Annotated in this window: 23 protein-coding genes and 1 tRNA gene; 20 read left to right on the top strand and 4 right to left on the bottom strand. The window is 40.8% G+C overall.

Annotated features, from left to right (window positions below; all coding sequences use genetic code 11):
• The first annotated feature begins 192 nt into the window (after positions 1–192).
• The 15 genes from BM380_RS08595 to BM380_RS08525 all read left to right on the top strand — a co-directional run bounded on the left by BM380_RS08595 (position 193) and on the right by BM380_RS08525 (position 12,787).
• On the top strand, positions 193–2,985 hold the full coding sequence (locus BM380_RS08595; RefSeq protein WP_028835352.1) for a monovalent cation/H+ antiporter subunit A: 2,793 nt from the start codon (positions 193–195) through the stop codon (positions 2,983–2,985).
• Positions 2,985–3,332, top strand: coding sequence for a Na+/H+ antiporter subunit C (locus tag BM380_RS08590; RefSeq protein WP_013464542.1), 348 nt, complete (start codon positions 2,985–2,987; stop codon positions 3,330–3,332). The genes BM380_RS08595 and BM380_RS08590 overlap by 1 nt, the downstream gene beginning before the upstream one ends.
• Positions 3,329–4,846, top strand: coding sequence for a monovalent cation/H+ antiporter subunit D (locus BM380_RS08585; protein WP_090493981.1), 1,518 nt, complete (start codon positions 3,329–3,331; stop codon positions 4,844–4,846). The genes BM380_RS08590 and BM380_RS08585 overlap by 4 nt, the downstream gene beginning before the upstream one ends.
• Positions 4,846–5,382, top strand: a complete 537-nt coding sequence (locus BM380_RS08580) for a Na+/H+ antiporter subunit E (protein ID WP_016899457.1) — start codon at positions 4,846–4,848, stop codon at positions 5,380–5,382. Before BM380_RS08585 ends, BM380_RS08580 begins: the two co-directional genes overlap by 1 nt.
• Positions 5,376–5,645 carry a K+/H+ antiporter subunit F gene (locus BM380_RS08575; protein WP_008114565.1) on the top strand — a complete coding sequence of 90 codons (270 nt, stop codon included), beginning with the start codon at positions 5,376–5,378 and terminating at the stop codon, positions 5,643–5,645. The genes BM380_RS08580 and BM380_RS08575 overlap by 7 nt, the downstream gene beginning before the upstream one ends.
• 9 nt (positions 5,646–5,654) lie before the next feature.
• Positions 5,655–5,987 (top strand): Na+/H+ antiporter subunit G, encoded by a 333-nt coding sequence (locus tag BM380_RS08570; RefSeq protein WP_013464546.1) that lies wholly within the window; start codon positions 5,655–5,657, stop codon positions 5,985–5,987.
• A 128-nt stretch (positions 5,988–6,115) separates the two neighbouring features.
• Entirely contained in the window at positions 6,116–6,613 is a 498-nt protein-coding gene (locus tag BM380_RS08565) for a DUF2059 domain-containing protein (protein WP_036956928.1), read from the top strand.
• A gap of 209 nt (positions 6,614–6,822) precedes the next feature.
• Positions 6,823–7,260 carry a MerR family transcriptional regulator gene (locus tag BM380_RS08560; protein WP_090493979.1) on the top strand — a complete coding sequence of 146 codons (438 nt, stop codon included), beginning with the start codon at positions 6,823–6,825 and terminating at the stop codon, positions 7,258–7,260.
• Positions 7,257–9,500 carry a heavy metal translocating P-type ATPase gene (locus BM380_RS08555; RefSeq protein ID WP_090493977.1) on the top strand — a complete coding sequence of 748 codons (2,244 nt, stop codon included), beginning with the start codon at positions 7,257–7,259 and terminating at the stop codon, positions 9,498–9,500. The genes BM380_RS08560 and BM380_RS08555 overlap by 4 nt, the downstream gene beginning before the upstream one ends.
• 22 nt (positions 9,501–9,522) lie before the next feature.
• Complete coding sequence (locus tag BM380_RS08550) at positions 9,523–9,876, top strand: cupredoxin domain-containing protein (RefSeq protein ID WP_024602783.1); 354 nt, start codon at positions 9,523–9,525, stop codon at positions 9,874–9,876.
• A 69-nt stretch (positions 9,877–9,945) separates the two neighbouring features.
• Positions 9,946–10,161 carry a TIGR02450 family Trp-rich protein gene (locus BM380_RS08545; RefSeq protein ID WP_008467123.1) on the top strand — a complete coding sequence of 72 codons (216 nt, stop codon included), beginning with the start codon at positions 9,946–9,948 and terminating at the stop codon, positions 10,159–10,161.
• 576 nt (positions 10,162–10,737) lie between these two features.
• Positions 10,738–10,950, top strand: coding sequence for an EF-hand domain-containing protein (locus BM380_RS08540; RefSeq protein ID WP_008467122.1), 213 nt, complete (start codon positions 10,738–10,740; stop codon positions 10,948–10,950).
• A 160-nt stretch (positions 10,951–11,110) separates the two neighbouring features.
• Positions 11,111–11,323 carry an EF-hand domain-containing protein gene (locus tag BM380_RS08535; protein WP_008467121.1) on the top strand — a complete coding sequence of 71 codons (213 nt, stop codon included), beginning with the start codon at positions 11,111–11,113 and terminating at the stop codon, positions 11,321–11,323.
• Between the two features lie 69 nt (positions 11,324–11,392).
• Entirely contained in the window at positions 11,393–11,608 is a 216-nt protein-coding gene (locus tag BM380_RS08530) for an EF-hand domain-containing protein (protein WP_013464551.1), read from the top strand.
• 231 nt (positions 11,609–11,839) lie between these two features.
• Positions 11,840–12,787 carry an EAL-associated domain-containing protein gene (locus BM380_RS08525; protein ID WP_016899465.1) on the top strand — a complete coding sequence of 316 codons (948 nt, stop codon included), beginning with the start codon at positions 11,840–11,842 and terminating at the stop codon, positions 12,785–12,787.
• Positions 12,788–12,818: 31 nt separating this feature from the next.
• On the opposite strand, the gene BM380_RS08520 is transcribed toward BM380_RS08525, so the two are convergent.
• Positions 12,819–14,432, bottom strand: a complete 1,614-nt coding sequence (locus BM380_RS08520) for a M28 family metallopeptidase (protein WP_090493975.1) — start codon at positions 14,430–14,432, stop codon at positions 12,819–12,821.
• A gap of 162 nt (positions 14,433–14,594) precedes the next feature.
• On the opposite strand from BM380_RS08520, the gene BM380_RS08515 reads away from it, so the two are divergent.
• Entirely contained in the window at positions 14,595–15,965 is a 1,371-nt protein-coding gene (locus BM380_RS08515) for a Gfo/Idh/MocA family protein (protein WP_090493973.1), read from the top strand.
• Positions 15,966–16,018: 53 nt separating this feature from the next.
• Here the strand turns inward: BM380_RS08515 and BM380_RS08510 are convergent, their stop codons facing one another.
• A complete protein-coding gene (locus BM380_RS08510; RefSeq protein ID WP_033103893.1) occupies positions 16,019–17,596 on the bottom strand; it encodes a lytic transglycosylase in 1,578 nt (525 codons plus the stop codon).
• 184 nt (positions 17,597–17,780) lie between these two features.
• Entirely contained in the window at positions 17,781–18,554 is a 774-nt protein-coding gene (gene gloB, locus BM380_RS08505) for a hydroxyacylglutathione hydrolase (RefSeq protein ID WP_090493971.1), read from the bottom strand.
• Positions 18,555–18,607: 53 nt separating this feature from the next.
• On the opposite strand from gloB, the gene BM380_RS08500 reads away from it, so the two are divergent.
• The gene (locus BM380_RS08500; protein WP_008465729.1) at positions 18,608–19,369 is read left to right on the top strand and encodes a class I SAM-dependent methyltransferase; all 762 of its coding nucleotides are present in this window, start codon (positions 18,608–18,610) and stop codon (positions 19,367–19,369) included.
• A 14-nt stretch (positions 19,370–19,383) separates the two neighbouring features.
• On the opposite strand, the gene rnhA is transcribed toward BM380_RS08500, so the two are convergent.
• On the bottom strand, positions 19,384–19,848 hold the full coding sequence (rnhA, locus tag BM380_RS08495) for a ribonuclease HI (RefSeq protein ID WP_013464557.1): 465 nt from the start codon (positions 19,846–19,848) through the stop codon (positions 19,384–19,386).
• A 68-nt stretch (positions 19,849–19,916) separates the two neighbouring features.
• Here rnhA and dnaQ point away from each other — a divergent pair, with 68 nt between their 5' ends.
• From dnaQ to BM380_RS08480, 3 genes are all read left to right on the top strand, one after another.
• Entirely contained in the window at positions 19,917–20,630 is a 714-nt protein-coding gene (gene dnaQ / locus BM380_RS08490) for a DNA polymerase III subunit epsilon (protein WP_090493969.1), read from the top strand.
• Positions 20,631–20,639: 9 nt separating this feature from the next.
• Positions 20,640–22,010 (top strand): TIGR03503 family protein, encoded by a 1,371-nt coding sequence (locus tag BM380_RS08485; protein ID WP_033103896.1) that lies wholly within the window; start codon positions 20,640–20,642, stop codon positions 22,008–22,010.
• A gap of 98 nt (positions 22,011–22,108) precedes the next feature.
• A tRNA-Asp gene (locus BM380_RS08480) sits at positions 22,109–22,185 on the top strand.
• The last annotated feature ends 1 nt before the right edge of the window (position 22,186 follow it).

Below are 22,186 nucleotides of genomic sequence, written 5' to 3'. Positions count from 1 at the left end.
TTATAGACTTTTTTGTTTGATTATTGCCCCGCTAGAAGCGCTTTCTATAGACAAAAACCGTGTTTATCAGTATAACTGTACGTATTAATGTTGTTAAAAAACAGATATAAAACGTATACCCAAGTCACTTTGGTATTTAATAATAACAAGTAGCGAATTGATAAACTTTATGATTCAAAAAGGCCCTTCATTATGACTTTGCTCTGGATACCCCTGTTATCCTTATTAGGCAGTGTTATTTCTGCATGCACCGGCAAACTTTCTCGAAATCAGGCAACGAGCCTAACGGCTATTGCGCCTTTAGCTGCGCTTGCAATTACACTTTATCATGCGCCTGCGGTTCTCGCGGGAGAAACCATTCGTTTTAGCGCGCAGTGGATACCTGCTTTAGGGCTGGATATTTCCTTACGCTTAGATGGTTTGAGTTTACTGTTTTTATTTATGATTTTAGGAATAGGGCTGCTGGTTATTTTGTATGCCCGTTATTACCTAAGTCAAAACGATTCACTGCCAAAGCTATTTAGTTACTTAATGTTATTTATGACCGCCATGCTGGGCATTGTTATGTCAAACAATGTGATTCAGTTATGGGTATTTTGGGAGCTAACCAGTATTAGCTCGTTCTTGTTGATTAGTTACTGGTGGCATAAATCAGAGGCGCGCAAGGGGGCGCGTATGGCACTGGCGGTAACCGGTGCGGGTGGTTTAGCATTACTGGGCGGCTTAATGCTGCTAGGTGATATTGTTGGAAGCTACAACCTAGACACTATTTTAGCTAGCAAAGCGATTATTCAATCACATGATTTATACGAATTAGCGCTGGTGCTAGTATTACTAGGCGCCTTTACCAAGTCTGCACAATTTCCGTTTCATTTTTGGTTACCCCATGCCATGGCAGCACCTACACCGGTTAGTGCCTATTTACACTCTGCCACTATGGTAAAAGCGGGTATCTTTTTACTTGCGCGTTTTTATCCAGCACTGGCGGGAACCGACACTTGGTTTTTATTAGTCGGTTTGACGGGTTTAACTACACTTTTATTTGGCGCTTACATCGCGCTATTCAAACATGATTTAAAAGGCTTATTAGCCTATTCAACAATTAGTCATTTAGGCCTAATTACTCTATTACTCGGCCTAGACACACAACTTGCAACCGTAGCCGCTATTTTTCATATTATTAACCATGCTACGTTTAAAGCGTCGTTATTTATGGCCACGGGTATTATTGACCATGAAACCGGCACGCGTGATATGCGCAAACTCAATGGCATGTGGCGCTACTTACCTTATACGGCCACATTGGCGATGGTGGCCGCTGCCGCTATGGCGGGTGTACCGCTATTAAATGGTTTCTTATCTAAAGAAATGTTTTTTGCTGAAACACTGCATCAGCAAGTACTTGGCTCTATGTCGTGGTTAATTCCTGTGCTGGCAACCGTTGCAGGTGCGCTGTCGGTAGCGTACTCATCTCGCTTTATTCATGACGTGTTCTTTAATGGTGAACCGATAGACTTACCACGCACCCCTCATGAGGCGCCACGTTATATGCGTGTGCCTATCGAAATTTTAGTGGTGCTATGTATTTTAGTGGGTATTTTTCCGCACTTTGCAGTAGATGGTATTTTATCGGCTGCCTCATTGGCGGTGCTTGGTCAAGCTATGCCTGAGTACAAGCTAACTATTTGGCACGGTTTCAATTTACCTCTACTTATGAGTGGTATGGCGGTGATTGGTGGTTTATTTATTTACGTTAATCGTAAGTACTTGTTCCAGTTTCAGGCGTCGTTACCTCCTTTTAACGCTAAAAAAATCTTCGAGCGTTTTTTAGCGGTTGTGGTTAATTGGTGTCAAAACAAAATCCAATCAACAGAAAATGGCTCATTACAACGCTATGTATTTATTATGTTAGGTGTTGTATTACTTGCCTCAGGTTGGCCATTATTTGAAATGAAACAGCTAGCTGGCAGTGTACCTAACACCCCAGTTGATATTCAAAATGCTATAGGTGCAGGGCTACTGATTATTGGTGCTATTGCTACCGTTATTTGGCATCGAATTCGGATGGTGTCGTTATTAATGCTGTCGATTGTGGGATTAATGGTGTCGGTAGCGTTTACACGTTTTTCAGCGCCTGACTTGGCCTTAACGCAACTTACAGTAGAAGTTGCGACCATCATATTATTAATGTTGGCACTGTTTTTCTTACCGCAAAGTACGCCAAGAGAGTCAAGCTCGTTGCGTATTTTACGTGATGTGGTTATTTCCTCTACGGTGGGGGTAATTATTGCTAGTATTTGTTATGCATTACTGACCCGTCCTCTTAATTCAATTTCTGAATTCTTTGTTGCTAATGCTAAAACAGGCGGTGGGGGTACTAACGTTGTTAACGTTATTTTAGTTGATTTTAGGGGCTTTGATACCTTAGGTGAAATCACCGTGTTAGGGATTGCAGCACTGGGTATATTTAAACTGTTATCAAGAATTCCGCTTTATATGCCAGCAAGCGACAGTGAAGGGCGCCCATGGTCTAAAGACCGTCACCCTATTTTATTGGCTTGTATTTCACAAAGCTTATTACCATTGGCGCTATTAGTATCCGCTTATATTTTCTTACGTGGTCATAACTTACCGGGCGGTGGATTTATTGCCGGCCTAGTGACCTCTATTGCCTTTATTTTACAATATATGGCCCATGGTACTGCGTGGATTAATGAACGTTTTGATGTTAACTATCGAAAAATTATTGCATCAGGTATCGCTATCGCCATGTTTACGGGTGTCGGAAGTTGGTTCTTCGATAAACCATTCTTAACTACCTGGTTTGATTACTTTGATATTCCGTTTGTTGGTAAAACAGAGCTAGCTAGCGCCATTGTATTTGACTTGGGCGTGTACTTAACCGTCGTTGGCGCGACGCTAATGATCCTTGCGAGCTTAGGTAATATGACAGCGAACGCAGAGAAAGAAGAGGTAAATATTTAATGGAACTGTTATACGCATCTTGCGTTGGCGTGCTAGTCACCTGTGGTGTGTTCTTATTATTGAGAGCGCGCACATTCCCAGTGGTATTGGGGCTGACAATGATTTCTTACGCGGTTAATTTGTTTTTATTCTCATCAGGGCGCTTAACTATCAATAAAGCGGTGGTACTTGGAACTGGCGCTGATTACGCCGATCCGCTGCCACAAGCCTTAGTATTAACAGCTATTGTGATAGGATTTGCCATGACTGCGTTTGTGGTTATTTTATCGATACGAGGGCGAGCAGATTTAGGGAATGATCATGTTGATGGCACCCTAACCAGAAGTAAACGCAAGGAGAGAAAATGATTCAGCATTTAGCATCTTTGCCTGTTTTAATGCCTATGCTAGCGGCAATCATTCTGCTACTGCCACCGTGTGGCAAAAGTTTATTTGCACGGCGATTAACTTCAAGCCTAATGGCTATTTTAACCTTTGTAATTACAGTATTACTGCTGGTTCAGGTTAAAGATAACGGGATTATTGTTTATGCAATCGGTAACTGGTCAGCGCCGTTTGGTATTGTACTGGTAGCAGATATGCTCTCAACTTTACTGGTTACTTTAACCGCCTTTTTAGGTCTTGGTGTGGTTTTATATGGGTGTGCCGGCGATGACGAGCAAGGCAGCTTTTTCCATCCCTTGGTTCATTTTTTAATATTAGGGGTAAATGGTGCGTTTTTAACGGGTGATTTATTTAACGTCTTTGTCTTTTTTGAAGTGTTACTAATTGCTTCTTATGCGCTATTAATGCACGGCGGCGGTAAACCAAAAACACGTGCAGCACTGCATTACGTTATTTTAAACTTGGTTGGCTCAAGTGTATTTTTAATCGGCTTAGGTATTTTATATGGGGTATTGGGTACCCTAAACATTGCTGATATGGCTAATAAAGTACCGCAGTTAACTGGTGATGATGTTTATTTAGCTAAAGCGGGCGGGTTACTATTGCTTGTAGTATTTGCCCTTAAAAGTGCACTATTACCACTGCATTTATGGCTCCCAAATGCCTATTCAAGTGCGACACCTGTGGTTGCTGCATTATTCGCGATTATGACCAAAGTAGGTGTTTACGCCACTTTACGCGTATATACAGTGGTATTTGGTGAGCAAGCCGGTGAACTTGAGCATATGGCGCAGTCTTGGCTATGGGCGTTGGCCATTGCTACTATAGTGATTGGGGCAATCGGGGTGTTGGCAGCACAAGATTTACGTAAGCTTACCGCAAACTTAGTACTGGTTTCTGTGGGTACTTTAGTGGCACTGGTTGCACTTCAAAATATAAACGCCACAGCTGCACTATTGTATTATTTGGTGCACTCAACGTTAGTGACTGCAGCACTATTTTTACTGGCTGATTTAATTGCAACTCAGCGAGGTAAAGCCGGCGACAGATTAGTTGGCGGACGCGCAGTTAAACAACCATTCTTGTTGGGAGCGTGTTTTATTATCGCTGGACTAACCGTCATAGGTATGCCGCCACTTTCAGGTTTTGTAGGTAAAATTTGGATTTTAAAAACCACCTTAAACAGTGAGCAAGCACTGGTATTTTGGCCTGTTTACTTAATTATGAGCTTAGCGTTAATTGTTGCTATATCACGTGCAGGCACGAGTTTGTTTTGGGAGCATAAAGACAAAGGCGGTGAGGCTGGTGATGTTGCTAATGCACATCCGTTGCAAGTTATCGTACTTGTTGGCCTGCTCACAAGCTCAATACTGTTGGTTGTTTTTGGTGATTTGGCAACGCAATATGCACTTGAAACAGCAACACAACTTCATGATATTAGTGGTGGTATTAATGCGGTACTCAAGGGAGGTCTGTAATGCGCTTAGAAGCTCGTTTTCGTTGGTTACCCACACCGTTTCGTAGTCTATTTTTATTTATAGTATGGCTATTATTAAATAACAGTGTGTCTGTAGGGCATATTATATTGGGTGCATTGTTAGCACTGCTTATTCCTTTATTCAGTATGTCATTTAGAGATCCACAACCACTCATATTAAAGCCTGGCTTGGCGTTTAAGCAGTTACTTATTGTGCTTTACGATATTATTGTGGCTAATTTACAAGTGGCCTTATTAATATTGGGCCCTTCAAAAAATTTACGTCCAGGTTTTGTTAAAGTGCCTATCGATTTAATGCATGAAATGCCAATTACTATTTTAGCTAGTTGTGTGTCTTTAACGCCGGGTACAGTAAGTGCTGAGGTTTATCCTCTCATTAAGTCACTTAATGAAGACGATGAACCGGCGCAGCGATATTTATTAATTCACGTGTTAGATTTAGATGATGAGCAAGCACTTATCAAACAAATTAAAGCACGCTACGAAGCTCCCCTAAAGGAGATATTTCAATGTTAGATACAGTATTACTGATTGTTTTTTCAATGGTTGGATTGTCATTACTACTAAATTTATGGCGACTTATTATTGGTCCATCAGTACCAGATCGTATTTTGGCGCTCGATACAATGTACATTAACGTTATTGCATTGATTATTTTATATAGCATCAGTATGGGAACAGGTTTATATTTTGAAGCCGCTTTGCTTATCGCAATGTTAGGCTTTATAAGTACGGTGGCAGTATGTAAGTATTTACTTCGTGGCGATATAATTGAGTAAGGTATTAAAATGATAAGTGAATGGATCGTATCAATATTGCTGTTATTAGGTGGGCTCTTTATTTTAATTGGCTCTATTGGCTTAATTAAACTGCCGGACTTTTTTATGCGTTTACATGGGCCAACTAAAGCAACCACTTTAGGGATGGCAAGTATACTCACGGCTGCGATGGTATTTTTTGCCAATTCAGCTAGTGGCTTAAGCGTAAAAGAAATATTAATCACTATATTTTTATTAATCACGGCGCCCATTAGTGGTTATATGCTAATTAAAACCGCTATTCATCATAAGTTAAAAGCCAAAGATGGAACGAAAGGACTCGATAATATCGAAAAAGATTAACCCTAACAAACGACAAAAAGCCGAATAATGGTAGTTATTCGGCTTTTTTTTTTTTTGGTTGTTCCCATTTACAACACTTATTGAACATGTGAGTATGGCGTAAATTCAAATACAAAAAGGATATTAATATGGGTAAGGTATTACTTTTATCACTACTTATTTTTTCAACTAACTTATATGCAGCGCAAACTACTAAGCAACAAAAAATTGATGAGCTAGTAGAGGTGATGGATATGGACGCCATGGTTGACTCTATGTATTCTCAAGTTGAGGGCATGATGCAAAATATGTCGGTGCAAATGGGAGTAAAGCCAGATGAAAAGCCAATATTTGATAAATATTATGCCGATATGACTGAGGTGCTAAAAACCAAAATGAGCTGGCAAAAAATGCAGCCTATGATGGTTAACCTTTATGATAAGCAATTTAGTGAGCAAGAGATTAGCGATATGCTCGATTTTTATAAAACAGAGTCAGGGCAAGCTATTTTGAAAAAAATGCCACAGGTGATGCAAGCATCTATGCAAATGTCACAATCTTTAGTGCAAGAAGCCATGCCTGAGATCCAAGCAATTGCTGGGCAGCTAGGTGAAGCACTTAAACAATCGCGTAGCGAAGCAAATTAAACTATAGTTAACCTAACTCGTAGCAAAATAACGTCTACATTATCTAGCAGTCACTATTTTGTGACTGCTGTATTCTTCCTCTTCTTTAAGCAAACGTAATCACTTATTTAATGTGCCGATAACGCATTCCCTGAGTTTTAAAATAGCGGTTGACCTGTGTGTTACACATAGGTTTATTATGTCACTACTAAAACCCGATGGAGTGAGTTATGTATGTTAAACAGCTAGCTGAAATCATGGGAGTGACCCAAGATACAGTGCGGCACTACACGCGTATAAAGCTACTTAAACCCATTCGTAGCCAAAACAATGGCTATCAGGTGTATAACAAAGACGATCAACAACGTTTAAAGTTTATTATTAGTGCACGGCAACTCGGTTTTTCTATTAAAGATATTCAGCAAATAGTTGCTCAATCGGAGCAAGGGAATTGCCCATGCCCACTGACACGACAATTAATAACTAAACGGCTCGAAGAAACAGAGCGGCTATTTCAAGAAACACTCAAACTAAGAACGCGTATGCAAGCTGCGGTAAAACAGTGGGAAAACTCAAGCGATGGTGCTGTAAGTGCCGATATATGTAGTTTAATTGAGACCTTTGTAGATCCCCTTAACGAACAAGTTAGCTCCGAGGAAGCAAAATGAGCAACATTAAAGACACAGTGCAAAACTTTATAATTGAAGGTGCTAATTGCGGGAGCTGCGTCGCAAAAATAGAAAAAGCGCTAAAAAGTGTATCAGGTGCGCAGCGTGTTGAAATGAACTTTGCTGATCGCAGTGTGCAAGTTGAAGGCAATGCGCCATCAGCAGAGCTGATTGAAGCAGTCGAAAATATTGGTTACAAGGCTAAGCCAATGAATAGCGAGTCGGAGCAAGACGCGCTAGATGAAAAAGCCAAAGCCGATAACGCACACTATAAAAAGCTAATGCGTAATATGGTATTGGCGCTAGGCGTTGGCGCTCCGCTTATGCTTTATGGGCTTATTTTTGATATGAGTGTTACCACTAACGCGCAGCGTATTGGCTGGTTTATTGTTGGTATAGTCACTTTAGTGGTTATGGCCATTGCGGGTAAACAGTTTTACAACGGCGCATGGCAGTCATTTAAAAACCACACCGCCAATATGGATACACTGATTGCATTGGGCACAGGTACCGCGTGGTTGTATTCTATGGTGGTAGTCATTGCGCCAAGCGTGTTACCCGAGGTGGCTAGGCATGTTTATTTTGAAGCCTCAGCGATGATCATCGGTTTAATTAGCCTAGGCCTTGCCTTTGAAGTAAAAGCCCGCGGTCGCACATCTGAGGCGATAAAACGCTTAATCGGTTTGCAGCCAAAAACCGCTCGGGTAGTGCGTGATAACGAAGAGCAAGATATAGCTATTAGTGAGGTACTAAAAAACGATACTGTGCGTGTACGCCCCGGTGAAAAAATCCCTGTAGATGGTGAAGTCATTGAAGGTAGCAGCTCAGTGGATGAGTCAATGCTCACGGGTGAGCCTATGCCAGTGAACAAAATTGAGGGTGATACCATTGTTGCAGGCAGCATTAATAAAAGTGGCACGTTACTATTTAAAGCCACCCATATTGGCAGTGAAACCACACTTGCCAGTATTATTAATATGGTTAAACGAGCACAAAATTCTAAACCCTCCATAGGGCGTTTAGCCGATGTAATATCCGGCGTATTTGTTCCTACGGTAATGATTATTGCAGTGCTCGCGGGCCTTGCATGGCTTAATTTTGGCCCCGAGCCGAGCATTGCTTATGCGGTAGTAGCCGTGACCACGGTGCTTATCATTGCCTGTCCGTGTGCGCTGGGTTTAGCAACCCCTATGTCAATTATGGTTGGGATAGGGAAAGCCGCTGAATCGGGAATACTTATTCGTAATGGAGAAGCGCTGCAAACCACCTCTAAAATAACCACCATGATTTTAGATAAGACTGGCACGATCACAGAAGGAAAACCCACCGTTACCGATATCATTAATTTTAATGACAGCGATAAAGTACACGTGCTAAAGCTTGCCGCTAGTCTTGAAAGCGGCTCCGAACATCCTTTAGCGCAAGCTATTGTAAGTTATGCTGAAAATGAAGATATCACGATTGAAAAAGTCAGCGATTTTAACGCTGTGACGGGGCAAGGTGTTACAGGCACATTAAATGGACAAACTTTATTGTTTGGCAATGAAGCGCTTATGAGCCAACACAATATCAGTATTGCAGAGGCAAAAGAGCAAGCTGAGCAATTAGCCAGCGCCGCTAAAACGCCAATGTATTTTGCTATTGATACCCAACTACAAGCCATTATAGCGGTAGCCGATCCGATAAAAGACGATTCAGCAGAGGCCATTAAACGTCTACAAAAAAAAGGTATCCATGTTGTTATGCTGACCGGTGATAACCAAGCTACCGCCAGAGCCGTCGCTAACAAAGTCGGTATTAAGGACTTTATTGCCCAAGTAATGCCTGATGACAAAGCCAGTGAAGTAACTAAACGCCAAGCTAAAGGTGAAATAGTCGGTATGGCGGGTGATGGTATAAACGATGCGCCGGCACTGGCACAGGCTGATGTTGGGTTTGCTATTGGCACTGGCACCGATGTGGCGATAGAGAGCGCTGATATCACCTTAATGCGTGGTTCATTACAGAGTCTTGGCGATGCCATTGCGATTAGTAGCGCCACTATAGTCAATATTAAGCAAAATTTATTTGGTGCATTTATTTACAATGTGGCAGGTATTCCAATTGCTGCGGGGCTGTTATATCCATTTTTTGGTATATTACTCAACCCGGTTGTTGCAGGTGCTGCTATGGCGTTGTCATCACTAACTGTGGTCACAAACGCCAATCGCCTGCGCTTTTTTAAACCCAGTAAATCGTAATTTTATAAATAGGAGTAGCATTATGTTGATGATCAATATACTCGGCGCGTTGTTAATTGCGGTTATTATTTACTGGTTTTGGCTATACAAACCTAAGCAAGTGCAGAGTAATAATAACAAAATAACGATAGTGGTTAATAACGGCGTTTATTATCCTGCCCATATTAAAGTGGCTGCTGATAAAAAAGTAACGCTGACGTTTAATCGACAAGACAGCGCCCCATGCGCCGAAACGGTGGTGTTTCCTTCACTCGATATCAGTAAAACGCTCGCTATGGGTGAGAATAACACTGTTGAGCTACCAGCACTTAAAGTGGGTGAATATGCTTTTCATTGCCAAATGCAAATGTATAAAGGCACGTTATTAGTGTCTTGAATATCAGATTAATAAAACTAAAAATGGCTCTGATGCGTATGTTCAAGCAGAAAACTTAGAAGGCGTAGTATGAATAAATTAAATCCTAAAAAACTGCTTAATAGTAAATGGACAGCGATCCCAGCAATTAATAAGGAAAAACATTTTATTATTGTTGAGGTTGAGTTTGATGAAGACGGCAACGTCATTGAATGTATCACTGAGGCGGTAATGTCAAAAAACCAATACCCAATCCAGTGGCGCGATTTAAAAGATCAACAAAAATGGCTGCAAGGTTGGAAATAAAGCAGACTTTGTAAAACACATTGCTCATGCTCATAGCCCTTATGAGTATGAGCGACTAGTTTATTGATTTTTAGAGCAACACATAGCTAGCGACTCTTCTCTTATACAGCTTTTTTCATCCCAATTCGCCATTTGGCAACAAAACGATAGTTTTTAATTCGCTCTTAAAAAATTTTTATAAAAATAATAGAAATATTATTTTAGTTATTATATTTCAATGCGTTATGCGTATTATTTTATACCGTTAAAGTAAGTATGTCGGATGTGTTCAGAGTCGGTTTATTCTCATAACTGCTCTAAACATGATTTTTCCGGTTTTTTCATTCCCATGTCTCTTTTTATTATAATTTAACTTATTGATTTTAAATGTTTATTTATTTCAGCCTCAGTGGTTGTTGCTAAAAAGCAACAAAATCATGGTTTATTTTTATTAAAATGCTTCAAAATCATTCTAACTTCATGTTTTTAAATAACTTTAAAAACATGGCATCGAAGTTGTAATACCTAAGCTGTATTTAGCAAAAACGTGATAAAGCATATCGCTTTTATCGCACAACCTAATGAAGGAATTACATTATGAAAACACTTAAATCAACACTGGTATTAATGGCTTTAGCTTCTTCATCAGCGGCTTTTGCAGCAACCGATTTTGACACACTCGATGTGGATGGCAACGGCGCTATTAGCCAAGCTGAAGCATCAGTTGACGCCTCACTTATGAGCCAGTTTACTGAGCTTGATACTGACCAAAACGGTGAGTTATCTAAAGCAGAGTTTTCTAAGGCGTAACCAGCTTTAGTGCTCAATACTACTACTGATTCTGAGTTGCCCAAGACAACCTAAATAGGCAAGGGAGCCTATGACAAAGAATCGCAAGGATATGAGGTTGATAGTTTTGAGCCAATTATTTTTTATTTGACGATCATTGCACACTTTGAAGGATTATATTATGAAAAAGTTACAATCAACACTGGTATTAATGGCGCTTGCTTCTTCATCTGCAGTATTTGCAAGCACAGACTTTGAAACGCTTGATGTAGATGGCAGTGGCACCATCAGCCAAGCAGAGGCATCGGTTGCTGCTGAGCTTATGGAGCAATTTGCAGAGCTAGATGTAGATGGTAATGGTGAACTTTCTAAAGACGAATTTTCAGCGTACTAGTTTCCCTTAAGGATCTTTGAAAAGGACTTCTTACCATTTTAATTAAGGCATTTAGCCTAAGGATTAATTATGAAAACATTTACTAAAACACTCGCTTTAATTGCACTTGCTTCATCTTCAGCGGCTTTTGCTGCGGTTGACTTTGATTCTTTCGATACTGATGGCGACGGCGTTATTAGCCAGTCTGAAGCACAAGCTAACTCACAACTAGCTCAATTATTTGATGATTTAGATGTTGATAGCAACGGTGAGCTTTCAAAAGAAGAGTTCGCAAAAATTCAGTAATTACATTACGGATGAAAGCGTTTATGTAATTTATAAACGAGACATAAAAAGCAGCTAAGTAGTAAATACTCAGCTGCTTTTTTGTGCGTGGCGAGAAATAGTGTGTGCAGTTGTCACTAAAATAGTGCAATGGCATCAATGTATTTAATTTAATCTATTGATTTTTAAGTTCTTTAATTTTTGGTTTTAAACTTGCTTAGCTGTTGATTAGGGTATTTAAGGAGCCTAACTATGGCGAGAATGAGTTATATAAGTAGTGTTGAGCGCTATAACGAATATGAGCAGATAATACATAGCTTATTAGAATCAATTTTAATGAGTATAGATGACGGCATCGCTAATAATCGTGATATGCGCTATTTAACAAAGCATTATCCTTTTTTAGAATTACAATACTGTTTGGACGAGAAGGGCTCACAACAGGGCAATAACGTTTGTTTTAAACGTGCCTACAATAAAAAATTAGCACAGAGAGGCAATAATCAGGATTTAAGTGAGCGGCCTTATTTTTTAAATGTAAAAGCCTGTAATGCTATTTGTTTTACTGCGCCTTATATTTCTATTGCGACCAACCATTTATGTATATCTGCGATTAAAGAATTAAACAAACCTATCAATAATCAACATTATTTAGTTGTTGATGTAAGTTTAACGCAGCTTATTGAGTTTGTGATGGGTGATACCGCACGTGCGACTATGTCACCTTATTTTAAAGCAGGTTATGGCATTATTGTGGCGTGCTTATTTAGTTTGGTGCTTTTTTTACTCAACATCGTATTTATCGACATCTATGAATTAATAACTCACGTAAATAGTTCGTCCGATCCCCTAGAACCCTTTAGCATCATTATTTATATCACGTTAGCATTGGCTGTTTTTGATCTTGGCAAAACAATTCTTGAGGAAGAAATCCTCATGCATAAAGATATTTTTAGACACTCATCAACACGACGAACCATTACCCGGTTTATCTCTACCGTGTTAATTGCTATATCAATTGAAGCACTACTCACTATGTTTAAAGCCGCATTAGGGCAATCAGAGTATTTAATGCCAGCTATAGCGATGATGCTTGCAGTGGTGGGACTTTTAATTGCTTTAGCGATATATGTGTATTTAGGGGCAAAAGCTGAAACATTGCTTACACAGGCACGGGTAAAACTAAAATCCTCCGAGTAGGAGGATTTTAAGTAGTAATGTTTAATTGTATTTATTGTTTGTCAGCGGTGCGTTTGGCTTTAAAGTCAGACTCGCTTGTCCATTTTGGCCAATCACCGTTATTCGCCAGTTGTGAGGCTATATCAACAATCAGTTCTACATCTTGTTTTACCCCACCTAATGACCAATCTGCTGAGTAATCGTCAGCTTCTTTATGGTATTTATGAGTGATGTAGTCAGGATCGGTATCACCTAGGCTCATAAACAGTAAGCTTGGCACACCTTGTTTGGCGAGTGAAAAATGATCCGATCTAAAAAATAAGCCATTTTGTGCACGAGGATCCAGTTTAACTTGACGTCCTTGCGCGTTTGCGGCTTTAGCTAAATAGTGTTCCATAGTCGAGAGGTCTTTACCGTACTGTAAAATATAGTCGGTGCTATCGAGTACGTTCATCCCATCAATATTTAGTAGGGCAACCATATTCTTTGTTGGGATCACGTCACCAGAGGCAAACTGGGCTGAACCAATTAAACCGGTTTCTTCGGCGGTGAAGTTGGCAAAAATAATCGAGCGTTTAAACGGTGTTTGCTGATGCATTTTTTGCATTATACGAGCAATCTCAAGGGTGGCCGCTGTGCCTGATGCGTTATCAACGGCGCCATTATAAATTTTAGGACCGCTGTCAGTTTGTTTAGTGCCAAAGTGATCCCAATGGGCACTAATAACGATGTATTCATCTGGGCTTTCACTGCCTGTGATTTTTGCGACCACATTATGTGATTTTGCATGTGACACTTCGTTTTTAAATGCAAGGGTCGCTTTTAAATTCAACGCTTTAGCTTGAAATTGCTCACTAAGTGCTTGTTGTTTTAATTGTTGGTAATTTAAGTGGGCTGATGCAAATATTTGCTCGGTGGCATCGAGTGTTAGCCAGCCCATAACGGGCAATTCAGATGCATTGAGGTTGTTATCCATTAGACTGTATTTAGTGCCGGTATTTGAGCTTTCAACTACCCCCCAAGGGTATGCGGCAGGAGCTGTTTCGTGAACAATAAATACCGCTTTAGCGCCTTGGCGCGCGGCTTCTTCATATTTATAAGTCCAACGACCATAATAAGTCATGGCATTACCAGTAAATAACGTATCGTCTTGAGTGGCAAAGCCCGGATCGTTTACCAGCACAATAACGGTTTTACCAGTTACATCAATATTGGCGTAGTCGTTCCAGTTATATTCAGGGGCATTTATACCATAACCGACAAAGACCACATCAGAATTGCGAACATCAATAACAGGCTGTAATTGTTTAGTACGAGCAGTAAAGTCTTTACCCGCTTTAAAGCTTAAATCACCCATGGTCAATTGCATGTTTTGATCTGCGGTGATCATGGCCATTTTAACCGGATGTAAAAAATCACCGTTATAGGCACCAGTTAACCCTATGGCTTTGTATTGTTCACTCAAATAGCCAACGGTTTTTACTTCACCCAATGTTAATGGACCGCGACCTTCAAAGTCATCAGAGGCAAGGGTTTTAATATGCTGTTTTATATTATTTAAACTAACGCCCGGACTGTTTTCGAGCGAGGAAGTCGGGGTTGCAGACTCTGAGCAACCCGTTAGTACAATAACTAAAAAAAATGTGATGGTTTTTATATAAGACATAATAAGTTAGGAAATAATATTTTTTTCGACTATAACCCCAAACAATAACACAATGCGAATTTTTATCCCTTTTAAACCTATTTTTATGCAGCTTACCTCTTTGGCCCTTTACCCATTAACCGCCATTAGGTAAGTTAAAAATAATAACAAAAGGGATAAGTAATGAAGCAATTTAATCGTCGGGATTTTTTAAAGGCAGCCAGTGTAGCTGCCGCTGCTGGTGTGGTTAGTGGCTGTGCATCTAGTGGCAGTGTTCATACTAGCGCGCCTATGCAACAAGGGAGCTCCGTTATCGGTTTGGTCGCACCTAAAATGGATGTGGTGAGAGTAGGGTTTATTGGTGTGGGTCAGCGCGGGTATGGCCATGTAAAGCGTATGAGCCACATTGAAGGCACTCAAATAGTGGCTATTTGCGATACTCATACAGAGGTTTTAGAACGTGCCGCTAATTATTTAGTTGATACGGGAGTGGCAAAGCCTGCATTGTATAGTGGCAGTGAGCGCGCTTATCAACAAATGCTCGAACGACAAGACATTGATATTGTGATTATTTCAACACCATGGGCATGGCATGCGCCAATGGCTATCGATACCATGAACAGCGCAAAACATGCTTTTGTTGAAGTGCCTCTGGCACTGACTGTTGATGAAATGTGGCAAATTGTCGATACCGCAGAGCGTACGCAAAAAAACTGCATGATGATGGAAAATGTTAACTACGGCCGCGACGAGTTAATGGTATTAAACATGGTACGCCAAGGTGTATTTGGGGAGCTGTTACATGGCGAAGCGGCGTATATTCATGAACTGCGCTGGCAAATGAAAGAGCTTGAGCACAAAACAGGCTCATGGCGAACGCAGTGGCATGCAAGACGTGACGGTAATTTATATCCTACGCATGGATTAGGGCCGGTATCGCAATACATGAATATAAATCGTGGCGATCGGTTCGATTTTTTAACCTCAATGAGCTCACCTTCACTTGGCCGAAGCGCCTATGCGCAACGTGAGTTTGCTGCCGATCACCCCCGTAACCAGCTCAATTATATTGCTGGTGACATGAACACGACGCTGATTAAAACTCTCAAAGGGCGCAGTATTATGGTGCAGCACGATACGACAACCCCTCGACCGTACTCACGACATAACTTAATACAAGGCACGAATGGCGTGTTTGCAGGTTTCCCTAATCGTATTGCCCTTGAAACTGGTGGCTCAAAAAGTTTTCATGAGTGGGATTATGATATGAGCGCATGGTATGAGCAGTACGACCATCCCTTATGGACAAAAATGGGTGAAGAGGCGCAGCGCAATGGTGGTCACGGTGGCATGGACTTTTTAATGTTTTGGCGGATGATTTACTGCTTAAGAAATGGTGAACCGCTAGATCAAGACGTTTATGACGGGGCGGCATGGTCGGTTATTTCGCCGTTATCAGCCCAGTCTGTGAGTGAGCGTAGCCGCTCAATAGATATTCCCGATTTTACTCGCGGGGCATGGCAAACCGCACAGCCTTTGGGCATTGTAAGCTAAGCCAAATAAAAAAAGAGCGCATGCGCTCTTTTTTTATTTATTGGTTATGTTTATTAGCTACTTCTCACATCAACCTTGAGTTTAAGCTTTTGGCCTGGCTGTAAGTATTTTTGCCCAGCCAAGTCATTCCATTTAATTATATCGCTCACGGTTAAATTAAACTTAGAGGCTATACGCGCTAATGAGTCACCCCGACGCACTTTATAAGTAATAGTGCGATTGGTGTTATTCGCTGACTCTTTGGGCTGATTTGCTGATTTATAAACAACCAATTTTTGATTTAAACGCAGTACTGCATTTTTCTTCAGCTTATTCCACTTAGCTAATTCACCCATAGTGACATCGTATTCGCGGCTTATGTCCCACAATGTGTCGCCACTTTTTACCGTGTGTGAGAGCTTAGTACGCAAACTTTTATTAGCGGCCGCGCGTACTTGCTGAGGCAAATGTTCACTGTTAATTTTACCATCTGTTAGCGGCACTAAAATTTGTTGGCCAACACGAATGACGTTTGAATTAAGCTTATTTAATGACTTTATTGCATTGGTGCTAGTGGTAAATTTACTGGCAATTACCGACAGGCTATCACCTTTTTTAACTTTGTATTGTTGCCAGCGAAGACGATTTTTAATGTCAGTTGCAGCCAATTTTTCTGTAAATTGCTCTACTTTATCGGTGGGTATTAATAAAAAGTGTGGGCCATCAGGGTCTGTTGCCCAGCGGTTAAATCCAGGGTTTAGTCTGTATAGCTCGGTAAGGGTCATGTCAGCCATGTCGGCTGCCAGCGCTAAATCAATTTGTGACTCAATATTGACCACTTCAACCACTTGCGCGTTAATAATAGGCTTCCATGACACATTAAAATCATCAGCGCGCTTTAATAAATCGGCTAATGCTAATAATTTAGGCACGTAGGCAGTGGTTTCACGAGGTAAATCAAGTGACCAAAAATCGGTAGGTAAATGCTTTTTACGATTCTTTTTAATCGCACGCAGTAAGCGGCCTTCACCTGAGTTATAAGCTGCAATTGCGTTCAGCCAGTCACCCTCAAGGGTTTTGTGTAAGTATGAGAGATAATCAAGCGCTGCGCGAGTTGATTGCACAATGTCGCGACGGCCGTCATACCACCAGTTTTGTTTTAAATCAAAACGCTCGCCGGTTGCTGGCATAAATTGCCAAATACCCGATGCGGTGCGATGCGAGTAGCCATAAGGGTCAAAAGCACTTTCTACTATAGGTAAAAGTGCAATTTCGATTGGCATTTCACGCTTTTCAATTTCTTCAACAATAAAGTGCAAATACGGCTCAGCACGTTTAGAGATACGATCTAAGTATGCTTGATGGCGCGCATAATAGTTACGCTCAGCGACCACTGGGCGATTTTGGGGAATATCGATAGATAATTGGTAACGAATACGCTCCCAAACATCGTCAAACACAGGGGCTTCCTCTTCGATATCGTTCACTTGTTGATATTGCGCGTTCATCATCAGCGCCGTGCTAATATCGTTTGGGCTTGCGCCTTCAAGCTGGTCTAGTGCCTGATTTTGTGAATCTGTGTTTAACGTTGTCAGTGTTTGACAACCGCTTAGCGTCATCGCTAAGACCAATAAAAGAGGAGATTTATTCATAAATACCAATACATAGGGTAAAAAACTCGGCGAATACTACCCATAATGAGTCAACATTGCCACTTATGACCGTTAAAAGTTCCAAACAAATATGATTAGAAAATGTTAACTTATTGTTTATTAACTAATCGTTTTATTATTGTTGTTAGCGCATGTTTAACCTTGAAAGGTCAACAGGCCCAAATTAAAAATGATCTTTGAACTTTCTCAGACTAGCAAAGTTTTCCCAAGGTTCATTGTTTTTTGTAACTAAACAATATTCTTTTGGTATTAATTCTGTAATGTTTGGCAAATTACTACGCATAAAAGGGTTAATTTTTAGCTCTTGGCCTATGGTACTTGGCAACGTTATTTCATCTTTATTACGCAATTCATCCACTTGCTGGCTGTAAGCGAGTAACTCGGGGTTTCGTGGCTCAACCGCTTTTGCAAACGCCAAATTCGCCTGGGTGTATTCATGAGTGCAATACACTTTGCAATCACTCGGTAGTGCACTAAGTTTATTAAATGAATGCCACATTTGTTCTGGAGTGCCTTCAAATAAGCGCCCACAACCACCGCTAAATAATGTGTCGCCAGTAAAGGCAAGTGCATCATTAACATAACAAATATGATCGAGTGTGTGGCCAGGCGTGGTGATAATATTAAATGAGGTGCCTAAAACGGTAATCGTTTGGTCTTCATTTAAAGGCTCTGTTATTCCTTTAAATGGACTGTTACTTGGGCCGTAAACCTCAACGTTTGGATACTGTTTTACTAATTGGGCAACGCCATCAGTGTGATCATAATGATGATGCGTTATTAAAATACCGCCTAGGGTTAAATTATACTGTGCTAAATGCTCAGTGACCGGCGCAGATTGGCCAGGGTCAACCACCCACGCTTGATTATTATGCTCGGTGGTTAAGCACCAAATGTAGTTATCAGAAAAGGCTTTAATTGCTTTGACTTGCACCATGTATCGTTGCTCTATAAAGTGGTATTTAATTAATATTATAACGAGCTTATATAATGAAACCAGCCCTTAGTTTTCAAGAAGGCCCCAAACCGTTGTCATGGCAACAGTTTCCGCATGGTGATTATTTACGTTGTGATATAGAACGCAAATTGTCGCCGTGGTTACCACGTATGTTTGGCTATCATATGCTTAAATTGGGTAATTTAAGTGGCGAGTTAGATACCAGCAAAAGTTCCATTAAGCATCAAGTATGCGTTGCAGAGCCAGGCCCTTATACCGGAGTGGTGGCTGACATAGACGAACTGCCTTTTTATGAGCACTCTATAGATGCTTGCATTATGAGCCATTGTTTAGAGTATCACTCAGATCCGCATCATATATTACGTGAGGCTCATCGTACGCTTATTCCCGGCGGTTATATTGCCATTACCGGTTTTAATCCTTTTAGCTTTTGTGGGTTAGCGCAATTACTGCCATTTAGTGGTCAAAAATTACCGTGGACAGGGCGCTTTTTTACCCCTGCACGGGTAAAAGACTGGCTTAATTTGCTTGGGTTTGAAATTGTGGCCGATGAACGCTTTATTTATTCATCGTTGGCACGCGGTAACCGGTTGTCGCGGTTTGCGTTTTGGCGCAGCTTTACCAAGCAATATTTAAAACCTATGGGCAGTGTATATTTGCTGGTGGCACGAAAGCGTGTTGCGCCACTTACGCCAATAAAACCTAAGTGGCATGCACGGCCACAATTTGCGCCAATAAAAGGGGTAGGGCTTAGGCAGACCTCAAAGCAACATTATCAGCAAAATAAAAAATAGTGCGATATTGAGGGTTACGGTTGGTAACCTTCATCATCAATTAAGTTGTTGCCGCTGGCCGCATCACGGGCAAGGTCGTCAACAATTTCATTATATTTATGGCCACTGTGACCTTTTACCCATTTCCAAGTAACATCGTGCTCGGCGCAGGCTTTATCGAGACGTTTCCATAAGTCGACATTTTTAACCGGCTTTTTAGCAGAGGTTTGCCAACCGCGTTTTTTCCAATTGGTGATCCACGACTCAATGCCTTGTTTTACGTATTGGCTATCGGTAGTCAGGGTAACAGGGCATGAACGATTAAGTGATTCTAGCGCAACAATGGCAGCTAGCATTTCCATGCGGTTGTTTGTTGTGAGTTTGTAACCTTGACTTAATTTTTTTTCATGGGCTTCATAAATCATAAAAATACCATAACCACCGGGGCCTGGATTACCTAAACACGAACCATCGGTGTAAATCTCTACGGTTTTTTGCACTGTTTTACCTTGATATTATGTACAATAAAGTGATTATAGAAAGATACCAGAGTCAGGCTTAATTCGATATGGCACGCAGACAAATAGTTTTAGATACAGAAACCACCGGCATCGACCCTAAACAAGGGCATCGAATCATTGAGATTGGCTGTGTGGAGCTAATGAATCGCCGGTTAACCGGCAATAATTTTCACGTTTACATAAATCCACAACGCAGCATTGAAGAAGAAGCAATCGATGTTCACGGTATTACCAACGAATTTTTACGCGATAAACCGCTTTTTCGAGATATTGCCCAAGAGTTTTTTGACTATATTAAAGGCGCAGAACTCGTTATTCATAACGCGCCGTTCGATATTGGCCATATGGATAATGAATTTGCGTTATTAAATCAAGGTTATCAAAACACCCATGATTTTTGTGGCGTGCTTGATACCCTTAAAATGGCGCGTGACTTGCATCCAGGACAAAAGAACAACCTAGATGCGCTTTGCCGTCGCTACGATGTTGATAACACTAAGCGTACGTTACACGGCGCCTTACTGGATTCTGAGATTTTAGCCGATGTTTACTTGGCAATGACCGGGGGACAAGTAAAGCTAAATCTTAATCAAAATAAAGATGACTCAAGTGAAGATCAAAAGGGCGGTATTAGGCGCTTAAACAGCGATAGAGCCCCATTGGTTGTTGTAGCAGCAAGCGAAGCAGAGCAAAGCGCACATCAATCACGTTTAGACATTGTACAAAAGGAGGGCGGCCATTGTTTATGGCGCGCTGAATAAGGCACTATTATGAAAACGCTATTAGTAGTTTCACTGTTTTTAATCGCCGCGTGCTTCATTCCCGATGCACATAGCGTTAAACAAGTTGAAGAGTTAAAAGGCAGCGGAAAACAAAATGAAATACCGTTACTGGATAACCGTTTTCGTATAGATGACAAAATTGATGAAATAAAATTAATATTTTTTAGACGTCCTGGCTCGCCTGCCGTTATTTTAGTTAGACCCGATGGCACTAAGTACTTTGCAACCAATGCGGTAAGAAACACCAGCCTAGATTGGTACGACGAATTAAATTACGATCTAGTGGTTATTCGCAACCCTATGCCTGGGCCATGGCAAGTTATTGGCCAAATAATGCCACAGAGCCGTATTGTTGTAATTGGTGAGCTATCGCTTAAGGTTGATCCACTCCCTAAGATTCTTTTTCAGGGTGAAACTGTAAAGGTAACCGGTGAGATTTTAAATGATGGCGAGCCCATTCGCGCTAATCTTTTCAAAGATGCGGTATCGCTCAATGTGAGTTTTGTGAGTACTAATAATGAAAATTTTGAAAATTTTGGAGCAGGCATACAGCAAGTTACTGAATTTAAAGACGATGGCTACGGATTTGATGAAAGTGCAAAAGACGGTGTGTTTACGGGTGAGTTTACTTTAAATTTTACTCCAGGCGAGTGGCGGCCAGAACTTTATATTACCACCGATGTCCTTGAGCGACGAGTTGTTCAAGACACGATAGTTGTGCATGAGCCGCCTTTTAGTTTTACCTCAGTTGAAGCAACCGATGAGGGGGACGATCACCGTATTACTATAAATATTGATGAAAAGTTATTAAAGCCTGAAACCGTGATCATGCAAGGGAAAATTTATTATCCCAATAATGAAGAGCAAGTATTTTACTTAGACACTAATAACACCGCAGTAAGAGAACTGGCTTTACAAGATTACGGATGGGGACGTTACAATATTGAAATTTCTGTGTTTGGCTCAACAGTAAATGACAGAGAGTTTATGGCTACGTTGCCAACCTATTTATTTGAAATAGAAAGACCGATAGAAGTTATTCCTGAAATTCCAAAAGCGAGCCTCATTAAGGAAGAAAATATTCCAGAGCCTGTTATAAAACCAAAAGTAATGGCAACCGGTGTAATGGTAAGTTTAATTATTGGTGGGAATTTGGCCATATTATTTATTGGTTGGTTATGTATTCGTGTTTTTGTGCAGAATAAACCAATAAAACTTAAATTGAATTTTGCTTTTTTAAAGAAAAAGAAAGCAACCGAGGCAAAAAAATCAGAACAGCAAAAAACAACTGATGCAGAAAATGGCTCAAAAAATGACAAAACAGGTGAAATTTTAAACCTTTCGATGTCAGATGACTAAAAAACCTGTAAAAAAACAAAAAAGCCCTTGACGAAGTAGGGGCTGGTTCGTATTATTCACGCCGCTGTCAGGGGAGACTCAGACAGCAACGAAAATGCGGAGTGGTAGTTCAGTTGGTTAGAATACCGGCCTGTCACGCCGGGGGTCGCGGGTTCGAGTCCCGTCCACTCCGCCAA

The organism is Pseudoalteromonas sp. DSM 26666 (assembly GCF_900116475.1).
Classification (GTDB): Bacteria; Pseudomonadota; Gammaproteobacteria; order Enterobacterales; family Alteromonadaceae; genus Pseudoalteromonas; species Pseudoalteromonas tetraodonis.
This window is presented reverse-complemented; position numbering and strand designations above follow the sequence as displayed.